The organism is Pseudoalteromonas sp. NFXS39, from assembly GCF_040148775.1.
GTDB lineage: Bacteria > Pseudomonadota > Gammaproteobacteria > Enterobacterales > Alteromonadaceae > Pseudoalteromonas > Pseudoalteromonas apostichopi.
Window position 1 is genome coordinate 48,880 of sequence record NZ_JAGDEC010000003.1, and the last position, 16,130, is coordinate 65,009.

17 protein-coding genes are annotated in these 16,130 nt (G+C 41.8%); 9 read left to right on the forward strand and 8 right to left on the reverse strand.

Translation table 11 applies throughout. From position 1 onward, the window contains the following. The first annotated feature begins 15 nt into the window (after positions 1–15). From J3455_RS06405 to J3455_RS06415, 3 genes are read left to right on the forward strand one after another with little or no spacing between them, the layout of a single operon-like run. Positions 16–834 (forward strand): CheR family methyltransferase, encoded by an 819-nt coding sequence (locus tag J3455_RS06405; RefSeq protein WP_130050329.1) that lies wholly within the window; start codon positions 16–18, stop codon positions 832–834. Next, entirely contained in the window at positions 831–1,448 is a 618-nt protein-coding gene (gene cheD, locus J3455_RS06410; protein WP_130050330.1) for a chemoreceptor glutamine deamidase CheD, read from the forward strand. The genes J3455_RS06405 and cheD overlap by 4 nt, the downstream gene beginning before the upstream one ends. Before the next feature lie 8 nt (positions 1,449–1,456). After that, entirely contained in the window at positions 1,457–2,491 is a 1,035-nt protein-coding gene (locus J3455_RS06415) for a protein-glutamate methylesterase/protein-glutamine glutaminase (protein ID WP_167658427.1), read from the forward strand. Here the strand turns inward: J3455_RS06415 and J3455_RS06420 are convergent. Further along, entirely contained in the window at positions 2,478–3,509 is a 1,032-nt protein-coding gene (locus tag J3455_RS06420; RefSeq protein WP_233786765.1) for a polysaccharide deacetylase family protein, read from the reverse strand. The two genes, J3455_RS06415 and J3455_RS06420, sit on opposite strands and share 14 nt — an antisense overlap. Between J3455_RS06420 and dinF the strand changes: the two genes are divergently transcribed. Next, positions 3,486–4,820 carry an MATE family efflux transporter DinF gene (gene dinF, locus J3455_RS06425; protein ID WP_256855120.1) on the forward strand — a complete coding sequence of 445 codons (1,335 nt, stop codon included), beginning with the start codon at positions 3,486–3,488 and terminating at the stop codon, positions 4,818–4,820. The two genes, J3455_RS06420 and dinF, sit on opposite strands and share 24 nt — an antisense overlap. Position 4,821: 1 nt before the next feature. Here dinF and J3455_RS06430 read toward each other — a convergent pair whose 3' ends face one another. Continuing rightward, positions 4,822–5,091, reverse strand: a complete 270-nt coding sequence (locus J3455_RS06430; RefSeq protein WP_167658426.1) for a hypothetical protein — start codon at positions 5,089–5,091, stop codon at positions 4,822–4,824. 14 nt (positions 5,092–5,105) lie between these two features. Further along, positions 5,106–5,681 (reverse strand): Fe-S biogenesis protein NfuA, encoded by a 576-nt coding sequence (gene nfuA / locus J3455_RS06435; protein ID WP_054554437.1) that lies wholly within the window; start codon positions 5,679–5,681, stop codon positions 5,106–5,108. A 144-nt stretch (positions 5,682–5,825) separates the two neighbouring features. Between nfuA and J3455_RS06440 the strand changes: the two genes are divergently transcribed. Next, positions 5,826–8,378, forward strand: a complete 2,553-nt coding sequence (locus J3455_RS06440) for a M14 metallopeptidase family protein (protein WP_130050334.1) — start codon at positions 5,826–5,828, stop codon at positions 8,376–8,378. Positions 8,379–8,390: 12 nt separating this feature from the next. On the opposite strand, the gene J3455_RS06445 is transcribed toward J3455_RS06440, so the two are convergent. After that, positions 8,391–9,101, reverse strand: a complete 711-nt coding sequence (locus J3455_RS06445) for a ComF family protein (protein WP_130050335.1) — start codon at positions 9,099–9,101, stop codon at positions 8,391–8,393. A gap of 58 nt (positions 9,102–9,159) precedes the next feature. On the opposite strand from J3455_RS06445, the gene bioH reads away from it, so the two are divergent. From bioH to J3455_RS06460, 3 genes are all read left to right on the forward strand, one after another. After that, a complete protein-coding gene (gene bioH, locus J3455_RS06450) occupies positions 9,160–9,897 on the forward strand; it encodes a pimeloyl-ACP methyl ester esterase BioH (protein WP_130050336.1) in 738 nt (245 codons plus the stop codon). 101 nt (positions 9,898–9,998) lie between these two features. Further along, positions 9,999–10,307 carry a hypothetical protein gene (locus J3455_RS06455; RefSeq protein ID WP_130050337.1) on the forward strand — a complete coding sequence of 103 codons (309 nt, stop codon included), beginning with the start codon at positions 9,999–10,001 and terminating at the stop codon, positions 10,305–10,307. 5 nt (positions 10,308–10,312) lie between these two features. Continuing rightward, positions 10,313–11,179: a putative metalloprotease CJM1_0395 family protein gene (locus tag J3455_RS06460; RefSeq protein WP_130050338.1), complete on the forward strand. Its 867-nt coding sequence runs from the start codon at positions 10,313–10,315 to the stop codon at positions 11,177–11,179. An 85-nt stretch (positions 11,180–11,264) separates the two neighbouring features. Here J3455_RS06460 and J3455_RS06465 read toward each other — a convergent pair whose 3' ends face one another. From J3455_RS06465 to greB, 4 genes are all read right to left on the reverse strand, one after another. Continuing rightward, on the reverse strand, positions 11,265–13,580 hold the full coding sequence (locus J3455_RS06465; protein WP_178926340.1) for a Tex family protein: 2,316 nt from the start codon (positions 13,578–13,580) through the stop codon (positions 11,265–11,267). Between the two features lie 136 nt (positions 13,581–13,716). Then, a complete protein-coding gene (locus J3455_RS06470) occupies positions 13,717–14,298 on the reverse strand; it encodes a CBS domain-containing protein (protein ID WP_130050340.1) in 582 nt (193 codons plus the stop codon). A 45-nt stretch (positions 14,299–14,343) separates the two neighbouring features. Next, entirely contained in the window at positions 14,344–14,652 is a 309-nt protein-coding gene (locus J3455_RS06475) for a hypothetical protein (RefSeq protein ID WP_130050341.1), read from the reverse strand. Between the two features lie 114 nt (positions 14,653–14,766). Then, on the reverse strand, positions 14,767–15,249 hold the full coding sequence (greB, locus tag J3455_RS06480) for a transcription elongation factor GreB (RefSeq protein ID WP_130050342.1): 483 nt from the start codon (positions 15,247–15,249) through the stop codon (positions 14,767–14,769). A 156-nt stretch (positions 15,250–15,405) separates the two neighbouring features. Between greB and ompR the strand changes: the two genes are divergently transcribed. Further along, positions 15,406–16,125: an osmolarity response regulator transcription factor OmpR gene (gene ompR / locus J3455_RS06485; RefSeq protein WP_130050343.1), complete on the forward strand. Its 720-nt coding sequence runs from the start codon at positions 15,406–15,408 to the stop codon at positions 16,123–16,125. The last annotated feature ends 5 nt before the right edge of the window (positions 16,126–16,130 follow it).

Here is a 16,130-nt window from a genome sequence, read left to right on the forward strand (position 1 = left end):
TGCAGGGTCAAACACATGAAAGAGTTTTTATTAACGGATAGTGATTTTAAAGCTATTTCGTCACAAGTGTACGATGCTTGCGGCATTGTCTTAGCGGAGCATAAACGCGAGATGGTTTACTCGCGTTTAGCAAGACGTATTCGCCAACATAAGCTTAAGAACTTTAAAGAATACTTAGATTTTCTCGAAGAGCACAAAGAGCAAGAGTTCAGTGAGTTTATTAATGCAATAACGACTAACCTGACTTCTTTCTTTCGTGAACCCCATCATTTTAGTTATCTAAAAAATACCATAGTACCAAAACTACTGGTAAGTAATGCTAAGCAAAAACGTGTAAGGGTGTGGTCTGCAGGCTGCTCAACCGGCGAAGAGCCTTACACTATTGCTATGACCTTAAGCAGTTTATTTCCATCTGACTGGGATGTGAAAATCCTAGCCACTGACTTAGATTCAAATGTGCTCGCTAAAGCGCAGGCTGGTACGTACACAGCAGCGAATGTGAATGGTTTAGACAAAAGCCAACTTAAACGCTGGTTTTTAAAAAGCCATGATGAACAGTTATATAAAGTAAAACCCGAACTACAAAAAAATATTTTTTTTAAACGTCTAAACTTATTACAGAGCTGGCCTATGAAAGGGCCGTTTGATGTTATTTTTTGTCGCAATGTTGTTATTTATTTTGATAAGCCGACCAAAGATACCCTATTTAAACGTTATTATGATTTGTTGACCGATTCCGGTCACTTATTCTTAGGGCATTCCGAAACACTGGGTAAGGACCACAAAGAGTTTAAGAATTTAGGCCAAACGATCTATCAAAAAGGTGGTCTATGAGTAGTCATTTTAAACCTGTATTGCCTGGTTTTGAACACGTTAAGCGGTTTTGGGATGGTAAGCGCCACAAAGTCGTTGCTAAGGTATTGCCTGGCGAGTTTTATGTTTCAAAATCAGATGAACTGATCACAACCGTGCTAGGTTCTTGTATTGCAGCCTGTATTTACGATGAAGGTTTAGGCATTGGTGGCATGAACCATTTCATGCTACCAGCAGAAAAAGGCGTTGATCCTAGCAACGCACACAGCCTTAACTGCCGCTATGGCAACTGGGCAATGGAATACTTGATCAATGAAATCCTAAAAAATGGTGCTTCTAGACGCAATCTCAAAGTTAAACTATTTGGTGGTGGAAAAATTATTCGTTCAATGACAGATATTGGTGTTGGCAATATTCGTTTTGCAAATGCCTATGTACTTGAAGAAGGTTTAGATTTAGTATCCCATGATGTTGGCGGGCCTTGGCCACGTAAGGTGATGTTTGATCCACAAACAGGCAAGGCACAGGTTAAAAAGATGCGTGAATTGCACTCTGATCAACTCGAGAAACGTGAAATTAAATACTTACACGATATTGAGCAACAAGATGCAGAAACGGATATTGAATTATTTTAGGAGAGCATATGATCAAAGTACTCATAGTTGATGATTCTGCTTTGATCCGTGGTTTACTCAAGGAAGTACTCGAGCAAGCGCAAGACATTCAAGTCGTTGGTGCGGCAGAAGACCCTTATCAAGCCCGAGATTTAATTAAGCGCCTTAATCCAGATGTCTTAACCCTTGATATCGAGATGCCAAAAATGGATGGATTAAGCTTTTTAAAAAACTTGATGCGTCTTCGTCCTATGCCGGTTGTTATGATTTCAACGCTTACTCAAAAAGGCTCCCCGATCACTTTGGAAGCCCTCGAAATTGGTGCAGTTGATTTTATTGCCAAGCCAACTATTAATGTCACTGAAAATTTGCAACGTTATGCGCATTTACTACATCAAAAAGTGCGTACAGCAGCTGGTGCTAGAGTGCGTGCCTTTAAAGAGTCAAAAGTTGAAGACGATAGCTCTTTAGCAACACTTGAGTTTAAAGCTAATAGCGTGCTTGCAATAGGTGCTTCAACAGGTGGCACAGAAGCGATTAAAGAAGTGCTAGTACGCATGCCAGAAAACTGCCCACCTATTGTTATAACACAGCATATTCCTCCTGTATTTAGTACTTCATTTGCGATGCGCATGGATAGAACCTGTAAAATCAACGTTAAAGAAGCTGAACATGGTGATAAGCTACAAACTGGCTGGGCATATATTGCACCGGGCGATCAGCATTTAAGTGTGGTGAAAAAAGCAGGCGGCTTGTTTTGTCAGCTTGACTCGAGTGAGTTGGTTAATCGACATCGTCCCTCTGTTGATGTGCTATTTAACTCTTTGGAGGTAGCCTGTCCGAAAGCGACAGTGGCTGCGTTACTAACCGGTATGGGCAGTGATGGCGCAAGAGGTTTATTGGCCCTAAATCAAGCAGGGGCTTACACAATAGCTCAGGATGAATTATCGTCTGTGGTATGGGGGATGCCAAAAGCCGCAGTGGAGCTCAATGCGGCTAATGAAGTGGTTCGTCTTGATAAGGTAACGGCACAAATGCTAAAACAAGCTGTTAAGGTAAAATAACCCAAGGTTGTGAGAACCAGTAGTAGTTTCCTTTTTTCGCGATAGATGGGGCCGTACAGTTAAAGCGAGAGCGGCCTTTTTTCAGTTTTTCAGGTGAGGTGATCTTCACCGTATCTTTACTAAGCCACGTTAAATCGGCTTGACCAATACCAGAGACATAACAAGCAAACTGACTTTTATGAAAGTCTTGCATATCAAATTGCATACTTAAACTTGGCGGGTTTTCATGCGTTACGCTATCTGAGTAGGTGAGCTGCTTGATAGTGAATGCTTGCGAGTCTAGTTTAGTGGCAAGCGTATCAAGTTTTGAATAAAAGCCCGACGCCGGAAAGCGTGGTAATCGGGTAAAGTCAGAATGGATACCTACAGCACCCGAATGTTGACCTATACCAACAAAGCCTAGAGATTTAACTAACTGTTGTAATGAATTGTTAAACTCGCCATAAGGGTAAGCAAGATATTTGTAATCATGACCAATTTCTTCTTTAATGCGTTGCTGAGCAGATAGAATATCTTTTTTAGTGCGAGCTAACCACGCCTCTTCACTCTCGCCTGGCTGTTTGCGATGTAAGTAATTATGGACTTGTGTGTGATTGCTGATTATGGCGCCTTTATTAGATAGCTCTTTTAACTGTTGCCATGTCATAACATAGCTTTTGCCTTCATCAATCAACTCGGGATTAACGAAAATAGTATATGGATAGCCAAATTTTTCTAAGATTGGTGCCGCTTCTTCATAGTTATTTTTATAGCCATCATCGAAGGTAATCGCGACGGTTTTATCTGTCAGAGGCTGGCCGGCTTGTAATGCGGTGATGAGTTCATCTAATGGAATAACTTTAAAGTTATTATCTTGCAAATATTGCATATGTTCTGTGAATGTATCGCTGCTGACACTGGTTACCGCAGGAAGGGTTTCACTGACGTGGTGATACTGTAGAATGACAGCGCCATGGGCACGCAAAGATAAACCTAACAGGACTGCAAATACTAAATGAAACATTTTCTTAAACGTCATAAGGCACACCATAAAAGTTTACTGTTATTAGCCGGTCCGATGATTTTATCAAATATTACCGTGCCAATGTTAGGTTTAGTTGATACCGCTGTAATCGGTCACTTAGGAAGCGCTCACTATTTGGCTGGTATAGCACTCGGTTCAGCAGTTATCTCGTTATTATTTTGGCTAGCAGGTTTTTTACGGATGAGCACCACAGGGTTGGTTGCACAGGCCTATGGTAAAAGCGATCACACCTTACTCGCTGAGCTATTAAAGCGCAGCTTGTTACTAGCAACAGCGGTTGCGCTGTTATTAATAGCGCTGAGTATACCTATTCAATCCTTAATGGCATATTTATCAAATGCCAATGACGCTGTTTTAGAACAAGCAAATAGCTATTTTTCAATTCGTATTTTTAGTGCGCCTGCTGCTTTGTGTAATTTGGTTTTACTTGGTTGGATGTTAGGGGTGCATTATGGCCGCGGGCCATTTTATTTATTACTTATCACCAATATTACTAATATCGTGCTTGATATTTATTTTGTGGTGTTTCTTGATTGGGGTGTGGCTGGAGCTGCGTGGGCATCTTTAATTGCTGATTATACTGCCCTTGTTTTTGCACTTATGTTAGTTGCACAACTTGCCAAAAAGCAGGGTGTTAACCTTGCCGTGAAAGCATGGTTAAGTGTTGCTAAGTTACTTGATTTAGTGAATTTAAATCGTGATATATTTATTCGTTCACTGGCGCTACAACTGTGTTTTAGCTTTATGACTTTTTATGGCGCACGTATCGGTGAAACAACTTTAGCGGCCAATGCTGTATTGCTGAACTTTTTAATGTTGGTGAGCTTTGCACTTGATGGTATTGCTTATGCAAGTGAAGCTAAGGTCGGAAAAGCTAAAGGAGAACAAAGCACTAAGCAGATTAAGCTATGGGTTAATTTGAGCCTGTTTTGGGGCGGGTTATTTGCCGTGTTTTATAGTCTTATATTTTTATTTTTTGGCAAGGCAATCATTCGTTTACTTACCGATGTGCCAGAGGTTATCAGCCTCGCAACTGTTTACCTTCCCTGGGTCATTATTTTACCTATTGCGGCGATGGGTTGCTTCTTATTTGATGGCGTATTTGTGGGTTTAACACGTGCCAAAGACATGCGAAATACAATGCTATTTAGTGCTTTGGTGGGCTTCTTTGGAGTGTTTTGGCTGGTAAGTAGCTGGCAGAACCATGGTTTGTGGTTTGCTATGACGAGCTTTATGTTGATGCGAGGGTTAACTCTGTGGATTCGCTACCGTAAAATTATCAATAATCAGCAATTATTAGATTAAATCACTTCCATAGATCCGGGTCGTGATCTTTCGGTGAAGATCGTTCTAAGACTTGTGCAAAGCGGTTGGCAAAAATACCTAAGTAGCCCCAGGCTGCAAAGAATATCGCCACAGCTAAAATGATCAGACCAATTAATTGAAATAGTGCGGGCCCATAATAACCTATAGCAATAAAAATCACGGCCAGCACAAATAGTGCTAGGCCGCGAAGAAAGCGTTTTAAGCTTAACTTGGGGTCGCTACCTAAGCGAAATACCCATTTTTTAAGCATGCTTTAAATACCAGTTAGTAGTAAGAGTGTTCACCAGATTGGTGATCAGTAATGTCTCTTACACCATTGATTTCGTCAAACTTGGCGATCATTTCTTTTTCGATGCCTTCTTTAAGTGTGACATCAATCATTGAACAGCCGTTACAGCCACCGCCAAATTGTAGTACTGCGATTCCGTCAGCAGTAATTTCTACTAGGCTAACTTGACCGCCGTGATTAGCGAGCTGTGGATTAACTTCAGTTTCAAGCATGTGTTGAACACGCTCTTGCAGTGACGCATCATCGCTAAGTTTACGTGCTTTTGCATTTGGCGCTTTAAGTGTTAACTGAGTTCCCATTTTGTCAGTTACAAAATCGATTTCAGCTTCTTCTAAGAAAGGGGCGCTTTCTGCATCAACAACGGCATCAAAGCCATTGAATGGTAGACGAATATCAGTCGCTTCAACGGCGTCTTCTGGGCAGTAAGAAACACCACACTCAGCCTGCGAAGTACCTGGGTTTACTACAAACACGCGAATGTTCGTTTGTTCAGCTTGGTCTGCTAAAAGTTTAGCAAAATGAGATTGTGCAGATTCAGAAATAGAGATCATAAAACGGACTATACTTGACTAAATTACTCGGATACTGAGTATCATACTCCGCTCATCGTATTGTCGCCAGTGTTGAGCGTAAAAAGTTGCATCTATTTTATCGAATGGTAGCGTTAAAACATCAAATAATTACGGGTGCTATCTATGCGTTTTATAATAACAATATTAACCATGCTAGTGAGCGTCAGCGCATTAGCAAAACCTCTTTCTTATTACTTTGAAGAAGATGTGAAATTTGACCCAACTATTCCTACCCCAGAGCAGGTGCTAGGCTACGAAGTGGGTGAGTGGCATGTACGTCACGATCAGCTTGTGCAATATATGCAAATTCTTGCTGAAAAAAGTAATCGAATGAACTTCAAAGTAATCGGTCGCACACATGAACAGCGTCCGCTTGTGATGCTAACCATCACAGCACCAGAAAAGCTGGGTCAGGTAGAGCAAATCCGCAAGGCTCACTTAGCTCGCTTAAATGGTGGAACGAGTGACTCAAGCAAACAACCTGCGGTTGTATGGATGGGTTACAGTGTTCATGGGAATGAGTCATCAGGTAGTAATGCATCGCTACTCGTTGCTTACTACCTTGCCGCTGCACAAGGCCCAGAAATAGATGCCTTACTAAACAACACGGTTATTTTACTAGACCCATCATTGAACCCAGATGGTTTAGCACGTTTTGCAAATTGGGCGAATAGTAACCGTGGTATGAAGTTATCATCAGATCCACAAACTCGCGAGCACATTGAAAGTTGGCCGAGTAGCCGTACTAACCACTATTTATTTGACTTAAATCGTGACTGGTTGTTACTACAGCACCCTGAATCACGTGCACGCATTGCGCAGTTTCATCAATGGAAGCCCAATATCCTAACAGACTTCCATGAGATGGGCCCAAACAGCACATACTTTTTCCAGCCTGGGATCCCAACTCGTAAGCACCCAATCACTCCTGAAGAAAATGTCACGCTAACTAAAGCAATTGCAAACTATCATGCAAAGACACTTGATGAGCATAATGCTCTTTACTTCACAGAAGAAAGCTTCGATGACTTTTACTATGGTAAAGGCTCAACTTACCCAGATGTAAATGGCGGTGTAGGTATTTTATTTGAACAAGCGAGCTCACGTGGTCACTTACAAGAAACCATCAACGGCCCATTAAGCTTCCCGTTTACGATTAAAAATCAGTTATTAACGAGCCTATCGACGTTCCAAGCCGCGCTTGATAACCGTACAGACTTACTTGATTATCAAGCCAAATTTTACAACAAAGCTGTTGACCTTGCTGGTGATGAAGACTTTAAAGGGTATGTGGTGAAAGGCGGCGCTGATCAAAGTCGCATGAAGTACTTCCTTGATTTATTAAAACAACATCAAATCAATGCGTACATGTTAGAAGAGCCGCTAAAAGTGAACGGTCAAAGCTTTTCTGAGCAGAGCTATTATGTGCCTTTAGCACAGCCGCAATTTCGTTTAATTAAAGCGATTTTTAGTGAGCAACAGCGTTTTGTCGATAATACATTTTATGATGTATCTGGCTGGACACTTGCTCATGCCTTTAATTTAGAATTTGCAAAGGTAAGCAGTAATTGGGGCTTAAAGGTTGCCAAAATGCCTTGGCAGCAAAGTGTTAAATCAAGCTTTGCCGCTTTACCACAAAGCTATGCTTATGCATTCAAATGGGATGATTACCTAGCGCCAAAAATGCTTAATAGTTTACTCGAACAAGGTGTGAAAGCACGGGTGGCATTAAGCCCACTTACAGCAAAAACGCCTTCAGGTGAAATAGCTTTTGAGCCAGGTAGTATTCTTGTTCCTGCAGGTCTGCAAACTGATAGCAACTGGGTTAGCTATTTAAACCAAGCGCAGAATGAGTTTGGCATTGAAATAACACCAATTAGCTCAGGCTTAACGGTTAAAGGTGCTGATTTAGGTTCTCGTGCAATGGCGGTTGTGAAAGCGCCTAAAGTATTACTAGTGGGAGGTCAGGGAACCAGCCAGTATGAACTTGGTGAAGTATGGTATTACTTAGATCGTTTCGTTGGCACAGCGCCAAGCATTATCGAAATGGAGCGCTTAAATCGCATCGACCTTGAAAACTACAGTCATATTATTCTAGCGCACGGAAATTTCAATCGTCTTGATGATGCGACTAAAGTGGCTATTAAATCGTGGGTTCGTAAAGGCGGTGTTATTTGGGGACATAAAGGCGGTGCTAAATTCTTAGCTGATCAGCAACTACTAAAGGCTAATTACTTATCTCGTCGTGATGTAGCCAGTGCATTTGATACAACAGGGCTTACCTATGCCGATAAAGATGACTTAGCTGGTCGTCAGCGTATTGCGGGTGCTATTTTTAATACTTCAGTGGATTTATCTCACCCACTTACGTATTCGCTGAATCGCAATACATTACCTGTGTTTAAGAATAGTACTTGGCTACTTGAGAAATCAGACGCACCTTTTGTGAACGTGCTTACTTACACAGATAAACCGCTTTTAGCTGGCTTTACTGATGACGTAAACGTAGAACAAGTAGCTGGTGCGGCAGGCTTAATTGCGCACTCTTATGGTAAAGGGAGTGTGATAGGCATGACCGATAACCCAGTGTTCCGTGGTTATTGGTATGGTACCAGCCGATTACTGAGCAATGCATTATTCTTTGGTAATGCCTTTCATGCCTCAGGTGATAAATAATCACAATTAATCTTAGCGCAGGTTGTCTAATCCAGTTAAGCAAGTGAGCATAGCCCACACTTGCTTAGCCCCTGCATTTTTTATGGCTTCTGTCGCAGCATTTATGGTTGCGCCAGAGGTCATCACATCATCAATAATTGCCACGGTTTTTCCTGTTAAATCTTGCTGACAAACAAACGCATTTTGTAGATTTTTAACTCTTTTCGTTTTACTTAACTGTGATTGCGCTTTGGTTGCTTTTTGCTTGTAAAGAGCTGAGCTAACAGTACATTGCTGCTTTTTTAAAACAGGCAGCCAAGTTTGGCTTACCTGATTAAAACCGCGTGCTAAAAAGCGCTGATTATGCAGTGGTAGCACAATAAAAAGATCGGGCCAATTTATATTAACCTGACGAGCTAATTGCAGCTGCCTCTCTATTACTTGTTGTAGTGCCACACGAAAATACTGCTGATCGTTAAATTTCAATTGCTTGAGCCAAAGTTTCAAAGGCGCTTGATACCAAGCACAGGCAATTAAATAATCAAAATTACTATCAGGAAATGCATCACATATATCAGGTCTGTGTAACAGGTTTGGGTGGCGTGTAAGATCGAACAAATTGAGGTCATTTAAACAATACTGACACAAGGCTTGATTAGCCTGTATGTGACTTTGGCAGCTAATACAAAAGTTAGGGAACAGTGCGTCTAGCCCTAGTTTTAAGGTATGAGAGAAGTGAGACATTGCATTCATTCCTTTAAACGCTATTATGAGCGCTAAGTGTGGTTGGGAAATACAAAATATGCAAAATGATATGGTGCTATTACATGGCTGGGGAATGAACCAGGGGGTTTGGCAAGTGATCAAGCCTGAGCTTGAGTTTTTCCATGATGGTGAAGTCCGTTGCTTTGACTTACCTGGATTTGGTAATGCGCAGTCAATTCCAACACCTTACTCTTTGCATGATGCAGCTCAGCAATTAAGCGCCCAGCTCAATAATAACTCTATTCTTGTTGGCTGGTCTTTAGGTGGTCTTTTTGCTTTGTATATTGCTGCACATTGGCCAGACAAGGTAGCAAAGGTTGTGTTGGTTTCTTCAACGCCATTTTTTGCGCAAACCGACGAATGGCCGGGTATCAAGCCTGAAGTATTAAACGCCTTTAAAGATCAGCTGGTTAGCCACAGAGAAAAAACGATAGAACGGTTTTTGGCGATACAAGCGATGGGCAGTGAATCAGCTCGGGACGATATTAAGCAGCTAAAAGCACTTTTAAACCAGTATCCAGCGCCACAAGAGCAGGCTTTAAGTGCTGGCTTAGACATTTTACAGCAGGATGATTTGCGTGAGCTATTCGCTAACCTTAGCGTACCTGTGCGTGGTATTTTCGGCCGTTTAGATTCATTAGTACCTTATCGTGCGATTGAAAAAATGCATGCTTTACAGCCTCAGTTTGAATATGAGGTTTTAGATAAAGCCTCACATGCGCCATTTATTTCTCATAAAGCAGCATTTATATCAGCACTGAAATCAATGTGTTAAGCAAAACTCGCTGAGAGGCCAGAAAAATAGCGGGATTTAGCTTTATTTTGCTCGTTTTATGAGCGATACTTAACAAGTAGATCTCACTGTTGGAGGGTGTTATGCCAATCAGTTCTGTTTTTAATAATGCGGTAGAAGGTTATAACCGTGCTAGTCAAGGTATCGAAAAGGCGAGCGCAGAGATTAGCCGTGCCTCAATTGATCAGCAAGATGATGCCCAATTAGCTCAACAACGGCAATTACAAGCGGCGAGTCCAAATGAAGCTGTTACTCCGCCAGCTTCACAACCTGCCCCAATCGATGAGTCGCTTGTCAATTTGAAAGTTGAAGAGTTTAATGCAAAAGCCAATATCAACACGATTCAAACTGCTGATGAAGTGCTCGGTACACTAATAGATATTAAAGTTTAGTACTTATGAATATCGTCACTCCGTTTCCTTCGATTAATATCAACACGGCGAATGTGCACACTGAAAGTGCTCGCCGTGATAATCAGTTACGTGAAGTGATCCCACCTCCTGCTGCTACCAAGCCGAGTAACGCGGAAAACAAAACCCTTAATGATGGCGACAAAACCAAGCAGCCTGGTTCTGAGGCCGGTACTTATGATGCTAAAGGGCGTCTTGCTGAAGACAAAGTAATTGAAGAGCGTCAGCAAGGTCGCGAACAAGGCGAGTCTGAGCAAACAGAGCAAGAACAACAGGAAGCTAAACAAGAACAACAAAAAGAGCAAAAGGTTGCAGAGCAAGAACAGCAAGATGCTGAACAAATTAAAGAGTTAAAAGCCCGCGATACCGAGGTGCGTATTCATGAGCAAGCGCATGCGACAGTTGGTGGTCAATATGCAGGCTCGCCAAGCTATGAGTATCAACGCGGCCCCGACGGTACAAACTATGCCGTAGGCGGCGAAGTGCAAATTGATGTTGCTGAAATAAAAGGCGACCCAAAAGCCACAATCGAAAAAATGCAGACAGTGCGTGCAGCAGCGCTTGCACCACAAGAACCATCGAGTGCTGATCGTTCTATCGCGGCCGATGCCACACAAAAACTTATGGCAGCACAAGCTGAGCTTGCCAGTCAATCAGCAGATAGCGATGCTGATTCAGGCAAATCGACCTTCAAAATAAACAGTGAGTATGCCGAAGATAGCGCTATTCAAAGCAGTGAAACTAAAACAGCCAAGCGTGATGTAGAAGTAGACGAGCGTGCCACACGTATTGCTAACTTTTATCAAGCAGCTACCTCGCCCACCAATCAAAATCAGTTTTCTGCTTTTATTTAACATCCTTAAATAAAAACCGCGTAAGTTTAAACTCACGCGGTTTTTTATTATCGATTGATACCAGTTTGATTAATCTATTTGGGGATTACTTTTTCACTTTTGCATTGGCAAATGCATCTGCAAACGCATTGCCCATCGCAACATTACCAAATTCGCGTTTTTGCTTTGGTGCGCTTTTCGCTTTAGCTGCAGGCTTAGGTTTGCTCGCTGGTGCGGCTTTATTGCTGGTATCAACATCATCGTCTAAACGCATAGTAAAGCTAATACGTTTACGTGCAGCATCTACTTCAACTACTTTTACTTTTACAATATCACCAGCTTTAACCACTTCACGTGGGTCGGAAATAAACTTATTGGTAATAGCAGAAATATGCACTAAACCGTCTTGGTGTACGCCCACATCAACGAAGGCACCGAAGTTAGCAACGTTAGACACCACACCCTCTAAAATCATACCAGGTTTAAGGTCGTTAATGGTTTCAACACCGGCTTTAAATTCCGCTGTTTTAAACTCAGGGCGCGGGTCACGACCCGGTTTATCAAGTTCTTTGATAATGTCGGTAACGGTAGGTAAACCAAACTTTTCGTCTGTGTAATCGTTAGCAACGAGCTTGTTTAGGATGTCAGAGTTACCAATTAGGCTGTTTACATCTAAGCTGTTTTTCTCGCAGATACGCTTAACAACAGGGTAGGCTTCAGGGTGAACTGACGAGTTATCGAGAGGATCTGAACCTGTACTGATACGTAAGAAACCGGCAGCTTGTTCAAAGGCTTTTGGACCTAAGCGTTCAACTTTTTTCAGTTCAGAACGTTTACTAAATGAGCCATTCGCATCGCGGTAGCTAACAATATTTTGTGCTAACGTTTTGTTTAAGCCTGATACGCGAGTAAGTAATGGCACTGATGCCATGTTTAAGTCTACACCTACAGAGTTTACACAGTCTTCGACTACTGAAGTTAGCGTTTGCCCTAGTTGGCTTTGCGATACATCGTGTTGATACTGACCTACACCGATTGATTTAGGCTCGATTTTTACCAGCTCGGCAAGTGGGTCTTGTAAGCGGCGCGCAATAGACACAGCACCACGTAGTGAAACATCAAGGTTAGGGAACTCATTGGCTGCAAATTCAGACGCTGAATAAACAGATGCGCCTGCTTCACTGACCATTACTTTATTTAGTTTTAGTTCACTGTTTGCTTTAATCAGTTCTGCTACTAACTTGTCAGATTCACGTGAAGCCGTACCATTACCAATAGCAATTAGCTCAACTTTATGCTGGCGACATAATTGTTCTAAAGTACGAAGCGATTTATCCCAATGATTTTGTGGAGCGTGCGGGAAAATCGTTTGTGTTGTTAACAGCTTGCCAGTGCTGTCTACAACGGCAATTTTACAACCTGTGCGTAAACCAGGATCGAGACCTAACGTGGTGCGTGGGCCTGCAGGAGCGGCCATTAATAAGTCTTTTAAGTTCTTAGCAAAAACGTCAATTGCGCCGGTTTCTGCTTTTTCGCGCATTGCACCTAAAAATTCATTCTCTAGATGTAGGCTTAACTTAATTTTCCATGCCCATTGCACTACGCCCATTAGCCAACTGCTTGCAGCAGAGTTGCTAACATCTAAGCGGTAATGATCAGCAATCATTTGCGCGCATACTTGCGCTGGATTTTCTGCGCTTGGCTCAGGGTTGATACTCAGTTGTAATACGCCTTCATTACGAGCACGAAGCATAGCAAGTGCACGGTGTGATGGTACTTTCTTAAGCGGTTCTTGATGCTCAAAGTAGTCGCGGTACTTCACGCCTTCATTTTCATGGCCTGCGATTACAGCACTTTCAATTTGACCGTGTTGTGCAATATGACTACGAAATTTAGCAAGTAATTTGGCGTCTTCAGCAAAGCGCTCCATTAGAATAAATTTAGCGCCATCAAGCACTGCTTTTGTATCAGCAAAGCCTGCTTCAGCATTAATGTAACTACTAGCTTGTTCTTCTGGGTCAAGGCTTGAGTTATTAAATAGCGCATCGGCAAGCGGTTCAATGCCTGCTTCAATAGCTATTTGTCCTTTCGTTCTGCGTTTAGGTTTGAAAGGCAGATATAAGTCTTCGAGCTCAGTTTTACTGTCAGCGTTATTAATGTCATCACTTAGCTCGGCAGTTAGCTTACCTTGCTCTTCGATAGTGGCAAGGATAAAGCTGCGGCGCTCTTCTAATTCACGTAAATACGATAAACGCTGCTCAAGTAAACGTAATTGCGTGTCATCTAAGCCACCAGTTACTTCTTTACGATAACGGGCGATAAAAGGGACTGTGGCACCTTCATCAAGTAGTTTGATTGCAGCAACAACTTGTGATTGCTGGGCATTTAGCTCGGTCGCTAAGCGTGCAGAGATATTGCTCATGCATAAACCTTTTTTAAAAATAGAAAATCAGTAAAACTGAAGATTAATTGCCTGAATAATATCACAATAAGAAGGCCTTAAAAGCACTGCTTTTAAGGCCTGCAAAAATAGTCTTACACAACGCAGATTTTAATGCTTAGTGTGGGTGATCCACATGTTGTAATACTTCGCTAAAGCTATTAGCAATTGGGTTGATATTAACTGGGATATGTAGTTTTTTAGCAATTTCACGAGCTGAAATCAAACCACAAATTTCTTGTTTAGCACTGGTTACTAATAGGAACATCATACCTTGGTGCTCCATTGTTTGTAGAGCATCACCAATACAAGCATAGCTGATGCTTTGCAGGCTTACCCCCGCTAAATTGCCAAGAGGAGTCATCACATCATGCAAGGTGATTTCGTCACGGTGTAAGTTCAAGCGCTGTGCAAGAATCATAATTTTTGAGCTTTGTAAGTCAGCGCTAGATGTAAGGCCAAGCAGTTTGTCCTCGCTATCTACAACTAAAATAAAATCTGAGCAACAGCTATTAGTTTGCTTTAACGCATCGACAATTGTGGTGCCGTAATGTGCACGTAAAGGGTCTTTTTTAGTAAAGCTATTAAGTACTTTTAAAGCTGGAGAAGTGAGATCTAGTGTTGGCTCAACTTCATTCACTGCATTAGATAATGCGCCATTAGAGATATCTTGAAGACGTAATTCTTTGAAATTATTCATTTTGGTCACCATACATTTTAATAAAACTGAAATTGAAAATTTAAGTTAATTAAAAGCAGGCGGCCCTCGCTGGTGCGCGCTATAAACAGACACCTTATTAGAAGAGTGAACATACGAAACCATACGTGCATCTGGCAGTGGTTGGGCTACATTAGCGACGAACGCAGGAGTATGTTTATCGAGGTCGGTATCTAAGTTGGCAGGCTCTGCACTATCGCACGCAATAAAGTGAGCGGTTGGCGTAACACTGTCTGAATGGCTTTCTATATCACTGGCGTAAGATATCAAACTCACACTTATTAATAGTGCGAATACAATGGCATTACTCATGATGCGTTGTATTGCGTTTGACATACTTACTACCTTCTAAAACTCAAGTAATGATTTATCTTGAGTACCTTTAGTTATAGATCACATTTTCAGACTAAACAATCAATAATTAACGCTTTCTGAATTTTCTGGGAAAAATTATTTCGCATCAGGATAAGTTATCTCGTTGATATACCATTCTTTTGCGCCTTCAGGCGTCATCACCGAAAAATCATCATCAACCTGTTTACCAAGTAGCGCTCGAGCCATAGGTGCATCAATAGAAATGTAATCTTTGCGCTCGTAAATTTCGTCGGGACCGACAATGCGGAAACGCTTTGTATCGCCTTGTTCATTCTCAATTTCGACCCAAGCGCCAAAAAACACTTTACCCGCTTGCTGCGGGTTATAGTCAACGATTTTAAGATCTGGCATACGTTTACGAAGATAGCGTACACGGCGATCTATCTGTCGTAAAACACGTTTATTAAACTGATAATCTGCGTTTTCAGAGCGGTCGCCTAAGCTTGCTGCCCAAGTAACAATTTTAGTAATTTCAGGGCGCTTTTCATGCCATAAGTAATCATGTTCTTGTTGTAATTGCTGATACCCCTCTCGGGTTATTAAATTTGTCTTTGCCATTTTTATTTAGCCTAAAAAGAAAACCAGCCGCAAAGTATGCCTTTGTCGAGTCAGATTTTGAAATGTTCAGTAACAATCTAAGCGCGTAATTCGATTTTTATTCTTAACTTTTTCATTTATATTAATAAGTAACATATTACAAAAAGAATGAAAGTTATGGGACACGAAACGACAAAAGTATTGGTTGTTGATGACGATATGCGCTTACGCAGTTTGCTAGAGCGTTACCTTGTAGAACAAGGCTTTATTGTTCGCACAGCAGCAAATTCAGAGCAGATGGATCGCTTGCTGGAGCGTGAAAATTTCCACTTGATTGTATTAGATTTAATGTTACCAGGTGAAGATGGGTTATCAATTTGCCGTCGTTTACGTCAAAAAGAAAATGACATTCCAATTGTAATGCTTACAGCCAAAGGCGATGAAGTTGACCGCATAATCGGTTTAGAGCTAGGTGCTGATGATTACATTCCTAAACCATTCAACCCGCGTGAACTGTTAGCGCGCATTAAAGCAATTTTACGTCGTCGTGCTAAAGAAGTGCCGGGGGCTCCTGCTGCTGAAGAAAACGAAATTAGCTTTGGCGACTTCACGCTAAACCTTGCGACCCGCGAAATGAGCCATGGTGACAAAACAATGTCGTTAACCAGTGGTGAGTTTGCAGTATTAAAAGCGTTGGTAACTCATCCTCGTGAACCGCTTAGTCGCGATAAACTGATGAACTTAGCGCGTGGTCGTGATTATAGTGCGCTTGAGCGCAGTATCGATGTTCAGGTTTCACGCTTACGCCGTATGATTGAAGTCGATGCGGCTAATCCGCGTTATATACAAACAGTATGGGGCTTAGGCTACGTATTTGTGCCAGACGGTGAAAAATAATAGTA